Source organism: Novipirellula galeiformis, from assembly GCF_007860095.1.
Classification (GTDB): Bacteria; Planctomycetota; Planctomycetia; order Pirellulales; family Pirellulaceae; genus Novipirellula; species Novipirellula galeiformis.
Genome location: NZ_SJPT01000005.1, coordinates 20,051 through 42,282 on the forward strand (window position 1 = coordinate 20,051; position 22,232 = coordinate 42,282).

Annotated in this window: 13 protein-coding genes; 5 read left to right on the forward strand and 8 right to left on the reverse strand. The window is 56.7% G+C overall.

What is annotated here, in order from left to right; translation table 11 throughout:
* Nucleotides 1–126: 126 nt before the first annotated feature.
* The gene (locus Pla52o_RS14040; RefSeq protein WP_231612330.1) at nucleotides 127–3,663 is read right to left on the reverse strand and encodes a type II secretion system protein GspD; all 3,537 of its coding nucleotides are present in this window, start codon (nucleotides 3,661–3,663) and stop codon (nucleotides 127–129) included.
* A gap of 544 nt (nucleotides 3,664–4,207) precedes the next feature.
* Nucleotides 4,208–6,436: a preprotein translocase subunit SecA gene (locus Pla52o_RS14045; RefSeq protein ID WP_231612331.1), complete on the reverse strand. Its 2,229-nt coding sequence runs from the start codon at nucleotides 6,434–6,436 to the stop codon at nucleotides 4,208–4,210.
* Between the two features lie 251 nt (nucleotides 6,437–6,687).
* On the opposite strand from Pla52o_RS14045, the gene Pla52o_RS14050 reads away from it, so the two are divergent.
* Both Pla52o_RS14050 and Pla52o_RS14055 read left to right on the forward strand, forming a co-directional pair.
* Complete coding sequence (locus Pla52o_RS14050) at nucleotides 6,688–8,232, forward strand: BBP7 family outer membrane beta-barrel protein (protein WP_146595272.1); 1,545 nt, start codon at nucleotides 6,688–6,690, stop codon at nucleotides 8,230–8,232.
* A 170-nt stretch (nucleotides 8,233–8,402) separates the two neighbouring features.
* The gene (locus Pla52o_RS14055) at nucleotides 8,403–9,338 is read left to right on the forward strand and encodes an aldo/keto reductase (RefSeq protein ID WP_146595273.1); all 936 of its coding nucleotides are present in this window, start codon (nucleotides 8,403–8,405) and stop codon (nucleotides 9,336–9,338) included.
* A gap of 48 nt (nucleotides 9,339–9,386) precedes the next feature.
* On the opposite strand, the gene Pla52o_RS14060 is transcribed toward Pla52o_RS14055, so the two are convergent.
* The 3 genes from Pla52o_RS14060 to ahr form a co-directional block, all read right to left on the reverse strand.
* Nucleotides 9,387–12,131, reverse strand: coding sequence for a PSD1 and planctomycete cytochrome C domain-containing protein (locus Pla52o_RS14060; RefSeq protein ID WP_231612332.1), 2,745 nt, complete (start codon nucleotides 12,129–12,131; stop codon nucleotides 9,387–9,389).
* Between the two features lie 365 nt (nucleotides 12,132–12,496).
* Complete coding sequence (locus tag Pla52o_RS14065) at nucleotides 12,497–13,576, reverse strand: NADH:flavin oxidoreductase/NADH oxidase (RefSeq protein ID WP_146595274.1); 1,080 nt, start codon at nucleotides 13,574–13,576, stop codon at nucleotides 12,497–12,499.
* Between the two features lie 128 nt (nucleotides 13,577–13,704).
* Complete coding sequence (gene ahr / locus Pla52o_RS14070; RefSeq protein ID WP_146595275.1) at nucleotides 13,705–14,709, reverse strand: NADPH-dependent aldehyde reductase Ahr; 1,005 nt, start codon at nucleotides 14,707–14,709, stop codon at nucleotides 13,705–13,707.
* A 773-nt stretch (nucleotides 14,710–15,482) separates the two neighbouring features.
* On the opposite strand from ahr, the gene Pla52o_RS14075 reads away from it, so the two are divergent.
* Nucleotides 15,483–16,589 (forward strand): hypothetical protein, encoded by a 1,107-nt coding sequence (locus Pla52o_RS14075; RefSeq protein ID WP_146595276.1) that lies wholly within the window; start codon nucleotides 15,483–15,485, stop codon nucleotides 16,587–16,589.
* A gap of 105 nt (nucleotides 16,590–16,694) precedes the next feature.
* Entirely contained in the window at nucleotides 16,695–17,303 is a 609-nt protein-coding gene (locus Pla52o_RS14080; RefSeq protein WP_146595277.1) for a hypothetical protein, read from the forward strand.
* A 15-nt stretch (nucleotides 17,304–17,318) separates the two neighbouring features.
* Here the strand turns inward: Pla52o_RS14080 and Pla52o_RS14085 are convergent, their stop codons facing one another.
* Nucleotides 17,319–17,822 carry a hypothetical protein gene (locus tag Pla52o_RS14085; protein WP_146595278.1) on the reverse strand — a complete coding sequence of 168 codons (504 nt, stop codon included), beginning with the start codon at nucleotides 17,820–17,822 and terminating at the stop codon, nucleotides 17,319–17,321.
* Between the two features lie 493 nt (nucleotides 17,823–18,315).
* Between Pla52o_RS14085 and Pla52o_RS14090 the strand changes: the two genes are divergently transcribed.
* On the forward strand, nucleotides 18,316–19,212 hold the full coding sequence (locus tag Pla52o_RS14090; RefSeq protein WP_146595279.1) for an HDOD domain-containing protein: 897 nt from the start codon (nucleotides 18,316–18,318) through the stop codon (nucleotides 19,210–19,212).
* A gap of 97 nt (nucleotides 19,213–19,309) precedes the next feature.
* Here Pla52o_RS14090 and Pla52o_RS14095 read toward each other — a convergent pair whose 3' ends face one another.
* Together Pla52o_RS14095 and dgt are read right to left on the reverse strand one after the other, a co-directional pair.
* The gene (locus Pla52o_RS14095; RefSeq protein ID WP_146595280.1) at nucleotides 19,310–20,752 is read right to left on the reverse strand and encodes a DUF6666 family protein; all 1,443 of its coding nucleotides are present in this window, start codon (nucleotides 20,750–20,752) and stop codon (nucleotides 19,310–19,312) included.
* 173 nt (nucleotides 20,753–20,925) lie between these two features.
* Entirely contained in the window at nucleotides 20,926–22,068 is a 1,143-nt protein-coding gene (gene dgt / locus Pla52o_RS14100) for a dGTP triphosphohydrolase (protein WP_146595708.1), read from the reverse strand.
* Nucleotides 22,069–22,232 lie beyond the last annotated feature (164 nt).

Sequence of the window (22,232 nt, forward strand, 5' to 3'; positions counted from 1 at the left end):
GATCGGACTCCCCCGTATCAAACTTGCCGCCCCACTTCGTCACGCTGCGTGAAAACAAAAAAAACGCCACCGCGATCAAGCGGTGGCGTTTCAATGAGCGAGGTTCGCTAAGGATTTGTGACCGAACTATCGGTTCGGGTCGAATCCGGTTTGGGCGATCTCTTCTTCCTCTTGGATGATGATCCGTGGGGTCACCATCAACATCAAGCTTCGTGCATCCCGACCCGTCGAAACGTTGCGGAACAGTCGGCTGACGTAAGGAATCTTGCTGAGGAATGGCACGCCACGTTCGCTTCGGCCTTCGGCCAATCGTTTGATCCCACCGAGCAGGATCGTACCACCATCGGGAACGCTCACCGTCGTGCTGACCTGAGTGAACGCGAACGTTGGCAACTGAACCGTCGTACCTTCGACGACGTCTGACGAATCATCCTCATCGGTCTCGTCATCGGAGTCAATCTTACCGTCGCCGTTGGTATCCTTGGTCGTCTTGCTGCTGCTGCTGGTTGAGCGTCGGCCTTCGAAGGTGAAGGTATCGACGTTGCCGATTTGGCTAAAGAACGGTACCAGCGTCAGACGTACAAATCGTTTGTCATCGCTGACGATCCCTTGCACGTTCAACTGAGTCCCTTCGTTAAGCACGACGATGACCGGTTGCTGTGCGACCGCAAAGTCACCGACCACCGGTGTGATACTGGTCACGAACGGTCGTTGTGAGACGTCGCTGATCGTCGCGATTTGGCCGTCGAAGAGGGTGACCTTCGGAGCTTGCATCACATTGTTACGAGTATCGCCCTGTGCGGCTTGCAAGAAGAAGAACGCCTCGATGTCGCTCAGGATCGCAAAGCCAATCGTCGAGATCGCACCCGGGTCAGGAGCACTGAATGGTGGGGCAATCCCAAAGCTGTTGTTGTCAAAGCGGATGTCCAAGTCAGGGGTCGGAGCTCCAGTGATCCCATCGAAACCGATCGTGACCGCAGGCCCCGAATTGCCCTGAGGAATCTCGCTGACGCTATTTTTGAACTGGACATCAAAGTCGACACCAATCTGCTCAAAGAACGTATCGGAGAGCGTGATGAAGCGAACTTCAATCGTGATTTGCAGGTTTTGGAGACGGCGAAGGGTCGTCAACAGATCCGAGATTTGGTCATGCACATCGCTGGTCGTGCTGATAACCAAGCTCAAGTTTTGGCGGTACTCCGCCATCGTGCTCGGTCCCCCCAGGGCTTCCCAGGTATCAGGCACCACGGTGGTTTCAATCAAACGCATCAGCGAATCGAAGTCAGCAAACGAGCTGCCCCCACGAGCACCGCTTGGGGCGGATGAATTGCCGGGGCCGAAGCCACCTTGGGAACCTCCCGGTGCAAATTGCCCCAGCATGTTCGGTGCCATTTGCGATGGCGACATCGTGGCAGCCATTCCGCGTCCCAAATCGGTTGGCGAAACGGGCATGATTTGCACATCACTTTGCGGGCTCGACATTTGGTAAGCGGCACGCAATGCCCCGGCCAAGCCATCTTCGTAGCTGCTCGTAAAGTTCGGGATCGGAGTGACCAAGTCGGTCACGCGGTAGGTCCTTGGGAAAACCTTGCTTCGTTTGGCTTCGATGCTAGTGATATTGAGTACGTCGTTCTCGATGACATACGTCAATTCCAAGTTAGCCAGAATCAAGCTCAACGCACTCTTGAGCGGAATGCTCTTTTGCAGACTCAAGTTCACGGGAGTATCAGGCGTCACACGCACGGCCGACAACGAACGGCTGTCCATGACAATCGGCACGCCGGTGACGGCGGCGAGGTCTTCGAGCACCTCGTGTAGCGGACGGTTACGATACTTGACGTTCACATCGGTTGACAACGAACGTTTGATTTCTTGTTCACGAGCACTCAATCGCTCGTCAGCCCCTTTCCCCGCCAAGCGGCGTCGCGACAGATCTTCCCAGATCCGTGCTTCGGGGAGAGCAAAGTTGCGTTCGGGGTCGATGCCAATGGACGCTCGCTCGACATCAAGCATGTTGGTGACAAAGGCGTCTTCCTTGGCGTCGCGAATCTCTTGGTTCATCAAACCGCGAACTTGCATGCGAGCGTTATGGAACATCGTGATCGCGATCGGCGAACCGGGCTTCAATTCCGAAACCTGTTTGGCAACCACTTCAGCCTCGTTGAAGCGTCGCGATTCAATCAGTTGATTGAACTCTTGCACAAGGTTAGCGATTTCGTCATCGACAGCCGCTTCACGCTGCGACTCGGTCGCCATCGTGGTACGAATGGTTTCGTTTTGAATTTCCATCTCGATCTTGGCGCGATTGGCGTCAACGTATTGCCGTTGATCCTGAAGAGCACGATCGACCATCAAGGTCAACGATCGTTTTCCAGATTCATCCAAGTCGGACGTTTCGACGCGACGCTTCAAGCGGTCAAGTTGATCCAAGGCATCCATCGGTGCGGTCGTCTTGGATTCATTTGCTTTGGCCAACTCGGAGGTCACTTCACGGTATAAGCGACGTGTTTTTTCTTGGTTTTCAAGTTGTGCTCGTTCGATTGGAGTCAACGGAGCACCGGCCTCTTTCGCCGCCGTCATTCCGCCAATTCGATTGGATTGCAGTAGCGTCAACTTGTCTTTGAGTTGGCGACGTGTTTCCAGATCAAGCGTCGATTCGTGCTTCCAAGCTTCCAAGAACTTTTCTCGAGCGCCCGCTTGGTCGCCGCTGATGAGTAAGTCCAAGCCTTCTTGATAGACTTTGTTGGCATCGTTCGCATCGCCTGGCAAGGCTTCCAAGTTCTGCACTTGGGCAATGCCGCCCGCGGGGTTGTCCCCCACGAATGAGTTGCCTGCGTTAGGAGCGCCGTCGCCGTTAAACAACATTTGAGCTACCGCCCCGGAGTCGATATCACCCGCGGAGCCATCGGCTTGCTTCACTCCCGACGCGTTGTCGATGGGTGAGGTCCCGCTGGTCAAGGCAATGCCGCTCTTGCGTGCCGAGGATTCGGCATCCAATAGCAGTTGCCACACACGGGGTTCTCCCGCGCTGAATTCACGTTCGGGCACATTGAGCGCTTGAGCCTGGCGGGCCAGCGTCAGTGCGGTCGATGTTTCGCCGCGATCGAGTGATGCACGTCCAATGGCGATCAGCCGTAGGGCCTCTTGCTTGCGTGCCGCAATGTCTGCAGGGCCGCCAATCGGCTCCGCTTTTGCGACGCTCGGCAAACGTTGGATGGGTGGGGTAGCACCTGGTCCAAGTGGGCTCGTTGAATCCGCCGCGGGGGCCAGAGTCAGACTTGGAAGGGGGCCGGTGGGTGGCATCGACAACAAGTCACGATCAAAACCGGCTGAAACCAGTTCCGCACGGAGTTGTTCGACTTGAGGAGCCATTTGAGGTGAACGCACGACCGAAGCAGCCGAGTGCCGGAACAACTCCACCGCGTTGCGGTAGTCCTTGCGGTTCATCGCCGCTCGAACGTGTTTAATCAATTGGTCGGTCGCGACACTCTGAGCCTCAGACGTGGCGACGTTGCTGGCTGCTGGTACTTTTGCACCAGGCGGCAGTGGCAGTTGCGCCGACAGGTCGGTCGACGATGCCAAGGAATAGAGGATGCCAAGACCGACCGCATAGGTGAATAAACCTATCGGGGGTCGTTGTCCCACGAGAGGACGGCGTGCCATTACGAGGCCATTTGCGTTTAAGAGGCGGTTCAACGCGACTCTCCTTCTTCGCGGTGAGACTTCAATAATACCGGTTGCGTTAAGATTGCCTGCACAACAAAACATCTCACATGAATAAACACATGGTTTTGTTGCCGGTGGTCCCAGCACGACCGCCTGTGAATCAACTTCACAGGTCTTCTAAGCATTCCGAGATCCTCTAAACGGGCCGCCAAAACAACGTGATGTTGATTTGATTGCAAATCACCTCCTGTGATTGCCGCCAAGAGTCTCCTGGTTTGCGTTGGGAATAGTCCTTGCAGAAGTACGCTGTCAACACCGATAGGCAGAGATTTCGAAAAATTGACGCTGCAGGGGGTTTAGCGACGTGATCGAGGCGGAGCGAGCGTGAACCGAACGCGCACCGAGCTCTGCCGCGGGCACACCGAGTTCTGTCGCGGGCACACCGCAATCTGCCGTAGACGCATCCACGCTGCCGCGGGCGCAACCAAGCCGGCGAGGGAACCGTGACGTCGGTCCGCACCCTAAACGGGTCGATCCAAGCCTAATCCGGCGTATCCAAATAAGGATCCTGGCCGATTTCACGCTGCATTTTCTTGCGTTCCTTCTCGTGATGCATCAGCACCATCCGATCTCGGAAATGCTTGCGTTCGACTTTTCGCTGGGCTTTTCCGAACAGTTTTGCGTAGCTATCCATCGCACCGGGGTTCGCAGCCCCTTTTGCCTTTAACTTCTCAGCGCGGCTGGGGCCCAGTCCGCCTTTGAGGATGTCATCGTCAAGCGAAAGGTATTGGCGATACGAGCCCTCATCCCCTTGTCGCCCACAACGGCCGATCAATTGGCGGTCGATTCGGGCTGCGTCATGAAGTTCGGTACAGATGACGTGCATTCCGCCCATCGCTTCGATCGCGTCGGCCAATTTGATATCCGTACCACGTCCCGCCATGTTCGTAGCGACAGTGACTTTGCCCCGCTCACCCGCTGCGGAAACGATCTCGGCTTCCATTTCAACATTGTTCGCATTGAGCACTTTGTGCTCGATGCCTAATTCGTTCAACAGTCGGGAAACGATCAAGCTTTTGTCGATCGATCGCGTGCCGATCAAGACGGGGCGTCCCTCGGCATGCACCTCTTGGACCTCTTGGACGACCGCTTCAAACTTTGCCAACATGGTGCCAAACACGCGATCGGCAAGGCGTTTACGTTTGGGCGGCCGGTTGGTGGGCACCGGAATGACTGGGGTACGATAGATTCGCCGCAATTCGCGGGCGCTCGTCGCCGCCGTCCCGGTCATTCCAGCCAAATGCGGGTAACGCAAAAACAGGTCTTGAACGGTGATGCGAGCGGCTTGTCCAGTCGGCACGCTGATTTCGATCTTTTCTTTGGCTTCAATCGCTTGATGAATCCCGTCGCGCCACTTGCGTCCCTCGGCGAGTCGCCCGGTGAACTCGTCGACAATCACGATTTCATCGACCCCTTTTTCGTTGGGTTTGACCACGTATTGGCGTTCCAAAAGGAACTCGCGATGGACCTTCACCGCGCGCTCGATGTATTCGTAAAGGTCGACCAGTCCCATCGTGCGGACCAGATCGCTTTTCGGCAGCGCGCGGACCCGTTGTCGACCACGGGCGGTCAATTCGTACTGTTTGGTGTCATCATCGATCTCGTAATGTTCATCCAATTCAAACTCGGGAGCGTGCTCGGCGGCCCATCCATACGTTTCGATAATTTGGTCTCGAACGGTGTCTTCGAGACTGCCGATAATCAGCGGGGTACGGGCTTCATCGATCAGAATGCTATCGGCTTCATCGACCAAACAGAAATGCATGCCGCGCATGACAATCTGGTCGCCGCCGCCAGAAAAACCGCCGCCGCCGTCGCCAAGCATCTCGGTTTGTAAGCGGTTCTGGGCGCGCAAAAGCAACCGGTCACGCAGAAAGTCGAAGCCAAACTCCTTGGCCGTCCCGTAGGTCACCGAGCAACCGTACGATTCGCGGCGTGATTTTTGGTCATCTTGAGTTTGAATGATGCCGACGGTCACCCCGAGTCGTTCAAACAGCGGCCGCATCCACTCGGCATCCCGTTTTGCCAAGTAATCGTTGACCGTGGCCAAGTGGGCTCCTTTGCCGGTCAAGGAGTGCAGGTAGAGCGGCAGCGAGGCGGTCAGCGTTTTGCCTTCCCCGGTTTGCATTTCGGCAACACAGCCCTCGAATAACGAGATGCCACCGATGATTTGCACGTCATAGTGACGCATCGACAGGGCACGGCGTCCCGCTTCACGGACCAACGCATAGCCTTCAGGCAGCAGCGTGGAGAGTTTCTCTCCGGCCATCGCGCGGTAACGCAGCGCCAAGGAACGTTTACGTAGCGAAAGGTCGTCCTCGGCCTTCAACATCGGTTCGAGTGCATTGATTTGGGCTAACTTACGTCGCCACCGAATCATCCGCGGGCTGACCCCTTGCCTTGAATACGGTGACAACGCCTTGTGGGTCCCACCGATGTGACGCTGACTAGTCGCAGGAGACGGATCAGGCGGCGGCCCAGGAACGCTATCAAGCAATTCCCCAGCCAATGCGTCCTCCGCAAGTTTTTCCTCCGCAACTTCGTTCTCCATCGCCTCACCTCCTTGTTTGCCTTCCATTTCCTCTCCTTGAACACCCTGACCTAAACCCAACTCGTCACCCCGCTCACCGGTTGGCTGAGGGAGGTCTTGCCCCGGCGAAGTCGTTGTATCCGGATTGGGACGCTCCGAGCGGGTATTTTGAGCAGACATTGGAAATTCTTTGCGAGTTTTTTTGATGTCAGGAGTAACGTAACGGCCGCTTCACAGCGTCATCTCGCGTGAAACATTCATTCTAACGGGTAATCCAGAGACGCTAGGTAAAGTTTGCATGCTTTACGCAGCAAGCTAGGCAAGCTGGAGCAAGTTTGCTTGGTGTTCCTATCGATCTGCATATAGCGGTGGAACGAGTCGATTGTCTTATACCAGTCAACCAGTGTTCCCGGACTGTTACGAGATTTCCTATGAAAACGAATTTGAGAGGCTTGGCCCTCACAGCCTTGTTGCTGTCAGCCTCAAATGTGAGCTTTGCTCAACAGGGTGCTTCGAGTGTTGGTGATCTTCCAGGCTACGATGAAGACGCCTATTTTGCCGACGAAATCACTTACCAACAACAGGTCAGTGGAGTCGATACGGTATCGCATGCCGACTCCGACGCGTCCTCGCAATCTTACCCAAGCGACGAGTCGCAATATGACGAAGCACAATACGAAGAAGCGGCCCCCGGCTACTCGGCGGTCGGATTCGACGAGCTACAACCGGTGGCGTTCCTCGACGGTCATCGTTTGCGTAATTTGCAAAATCGCCGCCATCAACCTGGATGCGATAGCAATTGTGGCGGCAGCTGTGGTGGTCCGCTGCAAGCCCGCCGCGGGGTGAAAAGCAACGGCGGTTGTGAAGCCGGTTGCGGCGGCAGCTGTGGTGGCAAATGTGGACGCCTTGGCGCCCTTCGCCGACTCGGACTTTCGTCCATGTTCGGTTGCAATAGCAACACGTGGGCTCAAACCGAAGCGTTGTTGTGGTTCGCCCCCGATCGCGATATGCCCGCGTTGATCTCCACCGCAGCACCAGGCGACGCCCCCTTTGGGCCCGACTCGACGACCGTCTTTGGCGATGATATCCAAGGCGAATTGTCGGGCGGTATCCGCAGCGACTTCGGTAAGTACTTCACCAAAAACTTTGGTCTCGGTGGACGTTTCTGGATTCTTGCCGAAAACCAAGATTCCTTCTTCGCCGAAAGCGACGGCAGCGACCGTAGCATTGGACGCCCGTTCTTTAATACCGGCACCGGCAGCAACGATGCAATCTTCATCGCGGCTGACAACGTCGGGGGTGCGGACTTCTCCGGAGCGATCGCAGCGGAAAGCTCTTTGGACCTGTGGGGTGCCGAAGGTTACGCTCGCATTAACCTAGGCGGTAACCGCAACAGCAAGATTGAGTTGATCGGTGGATACACTCACTTTGACATCGAAGACACCTTGCGAATGAGCAGCATCAGCTTGAACCGCAACACCGGTGACGTGACCAGCTTCAATGACTCGTTCGCCATGGAAAACCGTTTCAACGGAGGCCAAGTGGGCTTCGAAATGAGTGCGACTCGTGGCCGTTGGACCGCCCGTTCGTTGACCAAGGTGCACTTGGGTAACATGCACCAAACCGCGAACATCGCTGGCTCGTCACAATTCGGACCTGTCGGAAGCAACCCACCGGTATTGTCGGGTGGTGCTTTGGCTCTGGATAACCAAGGCTCCTACGAGCGTGACGTGTTCTCCTTCATTCCCGAAGCGAACTTCAAGCTTGGCTACCGCTTCCGTCCGAATGTTTCGCTGAGCGTTGGCTACTCGTTCCTGTACTTTGACAATGTGGCTCTGGCCGGTGACGCCGTCGATCCCTTGTTCGATGGATCGACCAACGCTACCGCTGGCCCGTTTGGTGGTCGTGCATTCAAATTTGATGACTCGAGCCTGTGGGTTCAAGGCATCGACCTAGGCGTGGTGATCAACCTGTAAGTGAAGAAATGAAGGTTGGCCCAGCGGCTCCGGTTCATCGTTTTTAGTCCGGAACACCGCGTCGGAGTCCGCTAGCAGTGTCAAACGAGGGCGTGAGGGAGAAATCCTTCACGCCCTTTTTTCGTAGACCAAGCCTTCTCGTCACCTGCCTTTCCCGCCACAATGGCCATATGAGTGAGCAAAAAACGAGCGAGCAACAACCGATTGTATTGGGGCTTTGGCCGATCGCCGGCGTGACCACGCTCGGCGTCACGCAAGCGGAAGCCCAAGCGACCATCGCGACGGCAATTGATTTGGGAATCACGGCGTTTGATACCGCGTTTAGCTACGGTTATGACGGCGAGAGTGACAAAATTCTCAAACCCTTTCTCGCCCACGATCGCGACCGTTTTGTGGTGATCGGCAAAGTCGGCCAGCGGTGGACGCCGAAACGAGAACGAGTCGTCGATGGCTCTGCCAAGACTCTCACCGCCGATGCCGAGCTTTCGCTGCGCCGGCTCGGAATCGATTCGTTCGATGTCTTGATGCTGCACTCGCCCGATCCGCAAATCGCAATCGAAACGTCCGCCGAAGCGATCGTGGCGTTACAGCGACGAGGGCTCTGTCAACGAACCGGCGTCAGCAACGTCACGCCATCGCAGTTCGCTCAATTTGCGTCGGTGGCTCGTGGTGCGGCGATCGAGTGTCCGCTGAATCTATTGCAGCAAGATTCGCTCGCTGAATTAATCCCCGAATCTCATTCCGAGGGAGGCGATGTCTACGTATTTTGGACATTGATGAAAGGCTTGCTGGCGGGCAAAATCACTCGGGAGCACACGTTTGCTCCCGGCGACAGTCGCGCGAACTACCCCGTCTTTCAAGGCGCCGCGCGCCAGCGGGCACACGCGATCGTGGATCGCTTAGAAACGCTCGGTAAACAAGTCAAGCGCACGGTTGCCCAATTGGCGATCGGTTGGGCAGTTTCGCAGCCCGGGGTCACCGCCGCACTCGTCGGAGCACGGCGTCCCGAGCAGATTCGCGAAACCTGTGCGGCCACGCGATTGCCAGCGGAAATCGCGGCTCAAATCAACGAGATCGTGGCGACCGCGGACAGCCAAAAGGGCTGACTCCCTCGGCGTTTTCGCTAGTTTCCCGAGTGCATCCTGGCAAAGCATTTAGTCCACAAACGCGAACTCGTTGCTCATCAATAGCACCTGAGCGAGTTGTTCCAGTTGATCGAGCGGCCTCACAGTCTCGCGGTTTTGAGGACCTTGAAAATCCTTGGACGAATCGGTTTCAATCCGCTGGCCATCGTCCGTAACGATGCGGATGTTCGCTCGCCAAACGAAGCTGTCAAAGGCATCCGAAGCTCTACCATTGACCACAAAATCGATCGTTTGTCCCTTTTCGATCCTGCTCGTGAGCGGGCCGAAGTCACGTTTTTCGTTGTGTCCCACCTCGCTAAAAATTTGCTTGGGACCACACCACACATCGGCTTGAACTCCGTCGCCTCGGGCTTCGGAATGCGACAACCTGCCCGTGATCGTGACGTTACCCGAGACGGGAGAGGTCCATCGGCGAACCAATCCACCATCGCTCTGACGCATCGAGTGCCCGCGATCCTTCAACAGCGATGCATAGCCCAGTGGACCGGCAAGGGGGATCGTATCGGCGGCTTGCCAGCGATTGTCTTTGAACACGGTGAACGGGACGAACTCGCCCACACGCCGCTTCGAATCCAGCGTCGTGGTGCCGTAGCTCCACTGCTCGGCGGGGTTGATGGGCGGCTCATACGCCGTGATTTCACGCTGTAAAAAGGTGACAAACGCCTCTCGCTCGGCCGCGGTGGGTTGGCGCGAAAATACCCGCTGAACCAATTCCGTCGCCAACGCCGAGTGGCGTTCCGCGTCGTTCGTTTGGCCCACCGCGTCGCGAACTTCGCGCGCGACCCGTCTGGCCAATTCAAGGGTTTGCGATCCATTGAGCAGGTACAGCGATTGTTGCGGGACCGTCGTAAAGTAGCGGTGGGGTGAATGAGCATCGGGGCTGGCGAAATCGAAGGTGCGAAAAACCGCAGGCAGATTTTGACGATCAATCATCGCGTAGATCGTCCGCCGTGCGGTCGGTTCCGACGCCGTGATCTCAACCGGTTCGCCGCCAATCGTTCGCTCTAACGATCCCGAGACGAGCAACAACGAATCACGTAGCGATTCAAAATCACGACGTCGGCGATTGGCTCGCGCTAACAGTTCGTTATCGGGATCGAGCTCGATGCTTTGCTCGCTAGCTTGAGCCGATTGGCGATAGATTCGCGACAGCACGATGCGGCGAACTGTTTTCTTGATGCTTTGATGCTTAGCGAAATCGACGGCCAACTCATCGAGGACTTCAACCACCGCGGGCGAGGGTGTCCGCACTCCGAAATCGCTCGTCGAATCGACCAACGGTTTGCCAATCAAATGCCCCCAAAGTCGGTTAACGAGCACGCGTGAGGTGAGCGGATTCTCAGGCGAGGCAATCTTGTTTGCCAATTCCAAGCGACCACTACCATCTCTAAACGGTGAATCGTCCGGTCCTCTCAAGGCCGTGAAATATTGACGCGTTGCAATCGGGCCTCGATTTCCCTGTTGGCCGCGAACCAAGATGTGGTGATCGTGTGGCTTTTCAATGTCCGCCATCATCAACGGACTAGCGCCCTCTTCACGATGCGCACTGCTGGTCAAAATCCCAAACATCGAATAGTAATCGGAGGTGGGAATCGGGTCGAACTTGTGGTCGTGACATCGGGCACACGAGACCGTCAATCCGACGAGTCCACGCGTGATCACATCGATGCGATCGTCGAGCGTATCGAGACGATTTAGATAGCGACGTCCCACCGTCAAGAAACCCATCGCGTCGAGATTACCCGCTTGATTGTCAGGATCCGTGCGATCTCCCGCCAATTGGTGCAAGATCATCTCGTGGTACGGCATGTCCGTAGCAAAGGCCCGGATCGTCCAATCGCGATAACGGTCGCTACCTTTTAAACGACGCTCCTTGCCTCCGAGCGCATAGCCCACGGTGTCGGCATAGCGTGCCACGTCCAACCAATGTCTCGCAAATCGCTCAGCGTATTCTGGTGACGCTAGCAACGAATCGACGATACGCACGTAGGCATCGGGCCGCGAAGACGTGACAAACCGTTCGATCTGAGACTCGCTCGGCGGCAATCCGGTTAGATCGAAATAAAGTCGGCGGATCAAGGTGTCTCGGCCGGAGGGTTCCGACAAACGGACGCCTCGCTCACTCGCCTTGGAAGCGGCAAAGTCATCGATCACATCGTGCGAGCGAGGGTCAAGCTGCTGTGGCCCAGGTGGCGATTGCGGAGCGACAAACGCCCAATGCGATTTTGGATCGATATCCATCGGAGACACCTTCGCCGCCCCAGCGGTGAGTGCGTCAGGATCGATCACGCGAGGATCGGGGGCTCCCATCTCAATCCATTGCCGCAGGGTTGCGATCGCCGCGTCATCCAACTTGCCCTCCGGCGGCATTTGCATATCGGAATCCGAATATTCCACCGCCTGCAGCAGCACACTCTTGGAAAGATCCGTTGGCGTGATCGCCGCACCCCGGGTCCCTCCGATCCTTAAGCCCTCACGCGAATCGAGGTACAGTTCTCCTTCCTTCGCATCGGCCTCGTGGGAATGACACTCGTAGCAATGCTGGATCAGTAAAGGGCGGACCTTGGATTCGAAAAAGGTCACCGCTTCGCTACTGAGTTTCGCTTCGCTCGACTTGTCAACTTGTTTCGCTGTGGCGTCCTCTGCAGCGTTTACCGGCGACATCGAACCGAGCAGGACGAGCGTGATGGCAACAAGCGACCGACGACGGAGAGGATGGCGCAACGAGCTAAAACCGAATCGGAAGAGCAACATTGAACCTTCGTACCGGTGCGGGGATGGCATGAGTGAGCTGACGTGTGGGTGGGGGAGGGCAGTAGCGATGCGAGCGTGGGGAGACGCTTGGGTGGCGGGAATCGCCATTATAACCCCTTCTGCCGCTTCGGAGATCCATTTTCGACACCCCGCAGCGTGATTGTGAAGTTGCAATATTGACGTTTTAACGAGGAAATCATAACCCCACGCGTAAGCGAGGGACCGAATCAATATCGATATTCCATCGCTTGCGCGTCGGGTGGTGAAATACAAGCAACTTCAAAACTCGCTCCCCCCCCCCCCCGAGGGCGAGCCCGTCGGTTGCGAGTGGATCCACTGCCTGCCTCATCGTGATGACGACGATTTTAGTTCACCGCACGCGCGTATTGCACCGGCAGGATCTCGGTTGCGACCTCCGCGCCGAGTGCCTCAGCGGCGCGATAAGGCCAGTACGGATCCCGCAGGAACTCGCGGCCCAGCATGACCATGTCGACCTGGTTCGTTTGCAAGGCCTGTTCGGCTTGCTGTGGCTCGGTAATCGACCAACTCGTCGTGGTCGGAAGATCGGCTTCGTTGCGGATTCGCCCCGCGATGGGAATCATGAACCCTGGGCCCCAGGGAACACTGTCGATGTCGGGAGTCACAAATCCATGACTGACGTCGAGCAGGTCCAGGCCGGCGGCTTTCAATTTCCGAATCAATTCGATCGACTCTTCAATCGTGACGCCCCCATCGAGCCAATCGGTTACCGAAAGTCGAACTGTCAACGGCAGACGTTCTGGCCACACTTCTCGCACCGCGGTAAATGTTTCCAACATAAATCGGATGCGGTTCTCAAAACTGCCGCCATAGGAATCATTCCGCTTATTGGACAATGGCGAGTAAAATTCGTGTGCCAAGTATCCATGCGCGAAATGGACTTCAAGATAGTTAAACTCAGCTGCCAGGGCCCGTTCGGCGGCGCGAACGAAATCGGTCTGGACCCTACGAATGTCGTCCAAATCCATCGCCTGCGGCAACTTGGTAAGCTTCGCACCAAACGCGATCGGCGACGGCGCGATCGTGTCCCAGCCTCCCTCGTCATTCGCTAGGTGTCTGTCCCCTTCCCAGGGTTTGCTTGCGCTCGCTTTGCGACCGGCATGAGCCAATTGAATTCCAGCCACCGCGCCGTGTGCTTTTAAAAAGCGAGCGATTTTGGCAAACGGTTCGACGTGACCGTCGGTGTAAATGCCGCTGTCGGCCGGGCTAATCCGTCCTTCGGGCGACACCGCAGTGGCCTCGACCATCACCAAGCCGGCGCCTCCGATGGCGCGAGATCCGAGGTGCACGAGATGCCAATCACTGGGAAAGCCGTCCTCGGATGAATATTGGCACATCGGTGAAACAGCCGTCCGATTGCGCAGCGTGACCTCTTTCAGATGCAAGGGTTCAAATAGTTTCGTCATCGAGTGTTTCGCTTTTCGTGTCGATTGGAAAATGGATGAGATCGAGAGTATCAACCGGATCCACACGATGGGGATCGATCCCTACTCTACGTGATCGACGCTCCGTGCGTCGAGAGACCGCAGCGATGTCAACGCGTCAACACCAATCGATAGCGAGGCGAGCCATTGCGGAGTTTTTCAAAGGCGTCGTTGATCTGACTCATCGGAAAGGTTTCGGTCATCGGCGCGATCTGATGGCGGGCCGCAAATTCGAGCATCTTGTGCGTCGTGACGATGCTGCCGGTGGGCGACGCTGAGAACGATTTCTGAGCCGCCAACATGGGGAAGACGGTCGCTTCGATTTTGGGAGCAGCCCCGACGGTGTGCAGCGTTCCTCGTGGCGCGAGGGCAGCGAGGTAGGCGTCCCAGGGCAGTTCAGCATCGGTGGTATTGAGAATGAAGTCGAACTTAGCGGCCTGTTTCGCCAAGGCGTCACTCTCGCTGGTCGCGACAAAATGATGGGCCCCGAGCTCGCGTGCCTCAGATTCTTTGGCGCGTGTGCGAGAAATCGCGGTGACTTCGCATCCCCATGCTTTTAAAAACATCAACGCCAAATGCCCCAACCCCCCGATACCGACAACGCCGACTCGGGCGGTAGGAGCGACATCAAATTGCACCAACGGATTGAAAACCGTTAATCCGCCACAGAACAATGGACCGGCCGAAGCGACTTCGATTCCGTCGGGAAGCTTGGTCGCCCAGCCCCAGTGACAGCGCACTTTGTCCGCGAATCCACCGTGTTGATGCGTGATCGTCCCTTGCGCCGACAGGCATAGATTATGGTCCCCCGCGAGACAATGGTCACAGTGCATGCAACTGCGACACGTCCATCCCAAGCCGACTCGATCACCGACTTGATGGCCCTGCGCATGATCGCCAATCGCGGACACGCGACCGACCACCTCATGCCCTCCGACGAACGGGTACTCGGTAAGCTTCCAGTCGTTGTCCCACATGGAAAGGTCGCTGTGGCAAATCCCACAGGATTCAACCGCAATTTCGAGGTCATCGGCGCCGAGCGGACCGGCCTCATATTCAAAGGGCTCAAACGGCCCACCCGCACGGCGAGCAGCATAGGCTTGGATGGTGGTCATGTCGGTTTGATTCCTTGATCAGAGAAGGGTCGCGTGGGAGCGTAACCCCCGGGCGAGCGCGTCACTCGGCCCCCAGGCGACCAAGTCACTCGGAGGTTGAGGTTAGGACGATTTGATCCAAACGGGCTCACAGTGGGGCATTTTGGTCACAACGGGGCATATCGTGTGCCAGTTCATCGTGTGCCGGTTGATCGACGCGTAAACCGCACCGTCGATTATCGCTGTCGAGCGCACGACGCGGTAGATCACGCGGCTTCTCCCCGTCCGCTGCGGCACGACCCAGCGCGCCCCAGCGAAACTCAGCGAGGCTCGGCGCAGTTCGGTCCATATCGCCAACACGCACCGTGCGAGCGGCCGCTTGCTCGCCCTTTCAACTCGGCGTCGCAAGGTGAGATGAGGTGACTTGGATTGCCCTCGCAGTGGTGAACCGAACATGGCGGTCACAGGACGCCCACTTGGGGTGGTACGTTGTTATCGATTGCGGAAACTTCGTCAGCCCGAAGGCTTCCGAACGCGTTATATTCCGAACGAAGCATCCCGACGGAGAGTTCGTGACACTTTTTCCACAGCGCATTGCCTTTGCAATCGCAACGACTAACGTGTGTTTTGCGGGGGTATCACCGAAATTCACTCAAGTGGCTTCATTGCGGCTGCATGGTTGGTTAGCGTAGGTGTGCCGTGGCAAGACGAGTTTTGCCGCCCTCTTTTTGGCGTTCATGCCCCCGTTTGGGCCTGAAGCCTCGATGCACTGATCACCCTCCTTCACGCGACGGATGCCGATGACCCCCGAAGATACTTACAACGTTCCCTTTCAAACGGATAACGAAGCGGTGGAAGTTTCTGGAAGCGATTCCCCAGAACCCGAATCCCATGGGACCGAATCTCAGGGAAGCGAAGTTTACGAATCGGAAAATAGCTACCAAACCGAAAACGAAAACTACGAAGACGTCGATGCCAATGAGGAGCCGGTCCCCTCGTCCGAGCCTGAAGCGGTCTACGAGGATGACAATGCGATCGAGAGTGAAGCCGATGTTGACAACCAAGATATCGTCGAAGCAAAACAGGCTTGGGAAGACGACGATCCACGATTGGCCGAATTAGCACAACCGTTTGTGGGTCAATGGAACACCCTGATCAGCACGACGAATTGGGAGAAAGGTGAAATCATTCACCAATGGCGTCTGGCGCTGATCGATTCGGGAGCTCCCTCGACGGAGTACTCCGACGAAGCCTGGGCACGTCGCGTCGGTGGCGTGACGGCGCCCCATGTGGGCCGTTTAAGACGCGTCTTTGATCGATTCGGATCGACGTACGCCACATTCCACCAGCTTTACTGGAGCCACTTTCTAGCGGCACTCGACTGGGACGATGCACCGCTATGGCTTGAAGGGGCTGTACAGGAATCGTGGAGCGTTTCGCAAATGCGTGAAAAGCGTTGGGAAGCGACCGGTGCGGTCGAGTCCCAACGTCCCACCAGCAGCCAGATTGTCGAAGTCGACACCGACGAAGACGTCGTGCTGCCGGCCCAAGGGGGCGGTCGCACCAAAGACTTTGATGAAAACGGCAGCGATGATGTCGCGACAGGCCCGCGTCACGAAGGCCCGGACTTCGGCGACGAAGAAGAATTTTCGGCCCTCGACGCCTCCAAATCCAATCCACCTGCGGCCGAAGCCAGTGTGGAAGCCAACGCCGATTCGGAGGTGCCACAATCGATTAGCCAACCGTTTGCCGGGCTACCCGAATTGCCGGACGATTTGGCCGATGCGATTGAGGCACTCAAGCTCTCGGTACTACGCCACAAGTCAGCCAAGTGGGAACAAACCGATGCGGAGACGATCGAACGCTACCTCGCGGCGATCGGTATTCTGTTGAAGTCGTAGCGTCCATCTCAATGGGCTCGGGTCAGTCGGTCTGGCCTGAGCCATTTTTTTGCAATGTCAGCGGCGAACGCGCTCTGGGTCCCTCCTGCTTTGGATTTCCATTTGATGCAAACAACGAACCTTAGTCGCGAACTGACTCTGCACACGGCCACGCCCGAAAACGAGCCCGTGTTCATCGACCTCGCTAACGACATTGCCGAGCGCAGCATGGCGGCGAGGTGTCCATTGCGGGCTCGTCGTTCGGCGGTCATCCTTTGCTTGCTGACGACATTGGTTGGTTTTATCCTCGGTGGCTGTAGCGACGATTCGGCCGCCCAAGAGATTCGAACACGGCGCGCCTGTCTCGTCGAACTCGCGTCCCAGTACCGCCTCTTCCAAGAGCAAAACGGGGCGGCTCCCGAGAACGTGGGGCAGTTCGCCGAATTCATCAACGCGAAACAGCCCCCCGTGACCGATTCGAGTGCAAAATCGGAAGCGAATATCGTTAGCGAATCGCTCATTCGTTTGGCCGATGGCGACATGATGCTGTTGTACAACGGAGTCCCCGCCTCCGACCCGGCTTTCGATCCCGAAGCGATTTTGGGGTTTGAAGCGACCGTGCCGAGTTCCGGTGGTTACGTTGTCACGGCCAACGGCGATGCCAAGCACGTCAGCGCCAAGGTCTTTGCCGAAAGCAAGAAAGTGGCGACGATCAACAAGGCGCCCTCCCTCTAAACGCGAACCCGTGCTCTAAACGCGAACGCGGGATTGGGCCATCGTCAAGATCAACGCAATGATGGTGATCTGAAGCACCGCAATCATCAATGGCGGAATGCGGCTGACCCGGCCAAGCAGTGACTGTAGCCACTTTGGCTCACGCGACTCTTGAATCGCAATCAACTCGCTGATCGAATTCTGCTGACTCAGCGAGCTGGACGAAGGCCAAGTCGCGGTATGCTCCCAACCCCGATTGGTTCTCCGCCAACCGGTCGGCGGAATCGGATTTGGACGCCTACCCTCGATCGCCGATGCCGGCGGTGAAGCGGCCAAGACCATTCTCTCGGAACGGGACTGCCCCTCCCCCTGCGTCGGCCTTGCGGCGAACGTCACCGATTCAAGCGAGTGTGCAGGAACGTCAGGCGAGTAACGCATCACCGCGATGAATGCCATCAACATCGCAACACACTTCACATTGACCCACAGCCAATGCTTCAGCAGGCGAACATCGTTTGTATTTAGTCCAAGTTTGCTCATAGGTGGATGAGCTATTTCGCACAAGTTGAACCAAGCCGTGATCGCACGCGAGTGTTTTGACTGCAAGTTGTTTCATACCAACCATTTACCGCGTTAGACCCAGCGTGGTTTGGCGGCGCGGGTTGATGCGTTTAAACCGCCCAACGTTGCCAAAAAACAACCTCGGTTGCTTGGGCACTCCATCATTCCGAATGGAGACTGCGGAGGCATTCCGAATGGAGACTGCGGAGGGAACGTCGCGGCGAGCGAGCCGATGAAGCCAATCCCTGTGCCAATCCATGTGCCAACGCCGGTGCGAACGCATGCAATGGGTTTAACGGTTGTAGGGCCAAGGGGCGATTGCCAATGGCGAGGCAACCAAAATCGTTAGCTCCCCCCCGCATTTCCTGACATAGGTTTTAGAGGCGAATCAAGCTGTCCGCCACAACCTGGCCCCCCAGGCGAGAAACCTTACGCCCCAGCCAACTGAAAAAATCCAGCCCCCCTAAGAATTATGTCGACTGTCATCAACACAACCGCTCTCGAAGATGTTTTCCACTCTGAGGTGCTGCCTGCACTTCCTCACAGTGCGATTGCCCTATTGCAGCTTTCGCAACGGAGTGATGTTGGGCCAGCGGAATTCACCAAGCCGATCGAAGCGGACCCCGGACTCATGGGCCAAGTTCTGAAGTTTGTCAACTCATCGTACTTTGGCTTCAGTCGCGAGATCATGAGCGTGCAGCAAGCGCTGACACTCGTGGGAAGCCGTGCGATCACAAACTTTGCTCTTTGGAATGCGGTATTCAGCGTCATTCCCAATCCCAAGTTTGGTCCTTTTGACCTCAAATCGCTTTGGCAAGATTCGCTTCGCCGCGCAATTTTGGCACGAAGATTGGGGCGGTCATTGAAGGTCGAAAATGCGGAAGACCTATTCGCCGGGGCACTGCTACAAGACATGGCCATTCCATTGCTATTGAAGGAATTGCCTCAACAATACCAAGCGTTGGTGGAACGACGTGCCGCCGAAGGGCGAAGATTGAGCGGACTCGAACAAGAGATGTTCGGCTGGGATCATGCCGACGCCGCGGCGTTGCTAGCCAAACGCTGGAGTTTACCCGAAGACTTTGTAACCTTGATCGCCGAGCATACCCAACTCGAACATCTACTCGGCCAAGGGAACGCCGCACGCGGTGGAGCCTGTGTCGCGTTGGCGTCGCTGCTGCCATCCTGTAGCGACGATCACTGGTGCGAAAAAGATGAATTCATTAGCGGCTATGAGCGTTTGACCGATAGCGATCAAGCCACTCTCGCAGAACTTTTCGCTGACGTTGACGAGAACACCGCGACGTTTGCCCCGCTCCTAAAACTGCCCGTGCCCAAGAAGACGTTGGCCGGGTATTTGACCGAGTAAAACGGGATCCGCAGAGACGACGTCCGGTCCACATGCATCACCCCAACCAGCTTGAACCGCACCGCCGGTTCAAGCCGCTGTGTGTGGGGATCGATCGCTATTTGCGATCGACCATAAAGGTACCGTTGTCTGCGACATCAAACATCGGACGACTGTAGCGGCCGGCTCCCAAGGATCCGCCAGGACGGTAAACCAAGCCGAGGCCGATGTTCCACGATTCTTCCTGATAGCCGATGCTGTTTGTGCCTTCGTTAGGAATCAGGTAAGTGGCTCCGGCGGAGAGTGCCAACTTTTGACGCAGCGGCAACGTCATGCTGGCACCGAGCAGCCCGTCATCGCGATCGGTCCAGCCTGCGAACGCTTCCCACGATCCTGAATTGTGAAGCAGACGGCGATAGAACAATCGGTATTGATCGGTCGATTCCATCGAGATGCTCGATGAAAAGGTCGCCCCCGTGGCATCGCGAACCGAGGTCGTGGAGGTGTCATCGCTTTGGCTGGTCATGAATTGAAAACCGTAGACGTGACAGCCATGTTCTTTCCAGCTCAGTTCGCCGCGTAGCTGCGTTAAGTCCGCTTGATAAAACCAATCGTCACGAAGGTAATCGAACACGAGTCCGTACTGCAGACCGTAATCGACGCGGCGGAACAATCCGGCGGTAATGAAGACCTGATCACGTTGCTCGTCGCTGAAACCAGCACCCGAAAGATTGCTTTGGGTCGCTCGCACGCCCAACTGCGCCGACATGTCCCAGCCAAAGAGTGGTTTGAGTGAACGGCCTTCGTTAAAGCCTTCGTAGAAGCCGAAACTTCCCGATCCGGCTCGGGCGGGCCCATTGCCGCCATCGACATTGGCAAAATTCATGGGGCCATTGAATCCTTGGACGCCGGCAAAAAAGTCAAAGCGACACCAATTGACTCGCAATAGCGGCAAGAACAACGGGTACGTTTGCACGCCACAGCAAGAATCGCAACCACCGCCACCACAGCTATCACAATAGGCCCCGCCGATCGATTCCATCCCGCAACTGGCGTCTTGATAACCCATCGCTTCCATCCCGCAGACCGGTTCGCCATGGCAACTCGAACACGCTTCCACCCCGCAACCGGGCTCGCCATACTCGGCACCACAGCCCACTTCGTAACCGTATCCCGGCTCGACTCCGCAACTCACCTCGCCACAGTCACAAACCGGCCCACAACTGCTGCAACCACCGTTGTAAAACCCAGTCTGGCGAACTTGGCTGTCCACCAGTGGTTGGGACGGCATCTCGTCGATCACATTGCCTTGAGCTGCTTGGGCCACCAACGATCGGCGCTTCGGCATCGGGTCGGCCGCTTGCTTGGATTGCCACATCACTCGCGACTGTTCCACCGAAGGGGATGACTGCCGCGATCGAAGCTGGTTCTCAGCACCGATGGCCTGCGAATTGATAGCAAGTCCATTTGCAAGCAACGCAGTCAGTGCAACTGCGATCGTCGCTGAAGACAGCAATTTCGAGGTTGATCGCAAAATTTGCGAGTTAAGTGGCGTTTTCATGACAGCTACTTTGGGAAAAGACGTGCGTAGATGGCGCGATTTGGCCGATGCAAGCATGTCGCGTGAAGCGATTGCAGAGCGCTCAGCCGATACTCCAGTTTTGTTCATCGGCACGGTAGGACCGATACGATGAGAAAACCCTGCTCAATCCGCACTATTTCCCTAACCCGTTGCTACCAATCGGCTAGCGGACCTCGAGAGGTCGCCATTGCGTATTGATGCTGTTGATCACAAAACGCGTCCGTCATCCCAGCGAGATACTCGCCAACCACCTTCTCGAGCGGATGATCGTGCAGTCGCTGGCGAAACCGCAGCGGCAATCGATCTGGGTCTCGGGTGAGGACATCAAACAGTTCGCTCAGCCGTTGAGCGGCGGAATCCCGGACCGGAATCAGGCGCGGATGTCGATAGACCGCGTCAAACAAGAACGCTTCGAGTTCACGGCGTTCGCGGCGGAGCGTTTCGCCGTGATCAACCCGCACGCCTAAGTCACAAACATCGTTGTGATTGCGGCCTTCTTGACGACGCAGCATCTCAACCGAAACGTTGACCAGTTCACTGACTTGCAAATCGATCAACTCGTGGACCAATGATTGGCGGAGTTGATGAATGGGCATCATGCCTCGTTTGCCGCGAACCAAATCAAGGGCGCGTCGCACGATGGCGAGTTCGGACAACTCGTCAATCGAAAGCAGTCCCATCTGCAAGGCGTCGTCCACGTCGTGGGCGTCATAAGCGATCGAATCGGCCGCATCGACGAGCTGGACTTCCAACAATGCCGCCCGTCCCACCGCCGCCTCGGCCTTGTGGGCCCGCACGTCTTGTCCGGCTAACGTTTCTCGCGACAGATTTAATCCGGAAAACTCAGCGTAGCGTTGTTCCAATTCGGTGACGATCACCAAGGCAAATTCGTTGTGCGAAAATCCACCGACCGCCGACATCCGCTCACACAGCACGTCTTCGCCACAATGACCAAAGGGAGGATGGCCAATGTCATGCATCAACGCTAACGCTTCGGTCAAATCCTCGTTCAATCGCAGCGCCCGGGCGATCGTGCGTGCCACCGACGCAACCTCGAAGGTGTGCGTCAACCGCGTGCGATGATAGATCCCCATCTCTCCCGTAAAAACCTGCATCTTTCCGCTTAGCCGGCGAAACGCACTGCTGTGCAAAATTCGATCGCGATCGCGAGCGAACGGACCTCGATAGGCATGAGGCGGTTCGGGATGCAGTCGCCCCTCGGTATCGGCGCTATGCATCGCGTAGCTGGCCAGCAAGAGATGCTCGCTCTGGTCGTACAACCTAAGCCCCGTCATGGCCGGGCTCCGTTGCGAATCGGATGCGACAGGAGGCGTCTGCGCTGGTTCGCAGACCGATTTCTCGTGGGCCCATTGCCAATCGGTGGGGGGCAATTGCAGACTTGCGGGGGCCGTTTGCAGACTTGCGGGGGATTGTACCATGGGGCAGAGCGATTCCAATA

What these genes read in the sequence shown, in the direction of transcription:
- Pla52o_RS14085 (WP_146595278.1), bottom strand. Translation starts at nt 17,822, where the DNA reads ATGAGCAAACTTGGACTAAATACAAACGATGTTCGCCTGCTGAAGCAT.
- Pla52o_RS14050 (WP_146595272.1), top strand. Translation starts at nt 6,688, where the DNA reads ATGAAAACGAATTTGAGAGGCTTGGCCCTCACAGCCTTGTTGCTGTCA.
- Pla52o_RS14055 (WP_146595273.1), top strand. Translation starts at nt 8,403, where the DNA reads ATGAGTGAGCAAAAAACGAGCGAGCAACAACCGATTGTATTGGGGCTT.
- ahr (WP_146595275.1), bottom strand. Translation starts at nt 14,709, where the DNA reads ATGACCACCATCCAAGCCTATGCTGCTCGCCGTGCGGGTGGGCCGTTT.
- Pla52o_RS14090 (WP_146595279.1), top strand. Translation starts at nt 18,316, where the DNA reads ATGTCGACTGTCATCAACACAACCGCTCTCGAAGATGTTTTCCACTCT.
- Pla52o_RS14040 (WP_231612330.1), bottom strand. Translation starts at nt 3,663, where the DNA reads ATGGCACGCCGTCCTCTCGTGGGACAACGACCCCCGATAGGTTTATTC.
- Pla52o_RS14080 (WP_146595277.1), top strand. Translation starts at nt 16,695, where the DNA reads ATGCAAACAACGAACCTTAGTCGCGAACTGACTCTGCACACGGCCACG.
- dgt (WP_146595708.1), bottom strand. Translation starts at nt 22,068, where the DNA reads ATGACGGGGCTTAGGTTGTACGACCAGAGCGAGCATCTCTTGCTGGCC.
- Pla52o_RS14060 (WP_231612332.1), bottom strand. Translation starts at nt 12,131, where the DNA reads ATGTTGCTCTTCCGATTCGGTTTTAGCTCGTTGCGCCATCCTCTCCGT.
- Pla52o_RS14045 (WP_231612331.1), bottom strand. Translation starts at nt 6,436, where the DNA reads ATGTCTGCTCAAAATACCCGCTCGGAGCGTCCCAATCCGGATACAACG.
- Pla52o_RS14065 (WP_146595274.1), bottom strand. Translation starts at nt 13,576, where the DNA reads ATGACGAAACTATTTGAACCCTTGCATCTGAAAGAGGTCACGCTGCGC.
- Pla52o_RS14075 (WP_146595276.1), top strand. Translation starts at nt 15,483, where the DNA reads ATGCCGATGACCCCCGAAGATACTTACAACGTTCCCTTTCAAACGGAT.
- Pla52o_RS14095 (WP_146595280.1), bottom strand. Translation starts at nt 20,752, where the DNA reads ATGAAAACGCCACTTAACTCGCAAATTTTGCGATCAACCTCGAAATTG.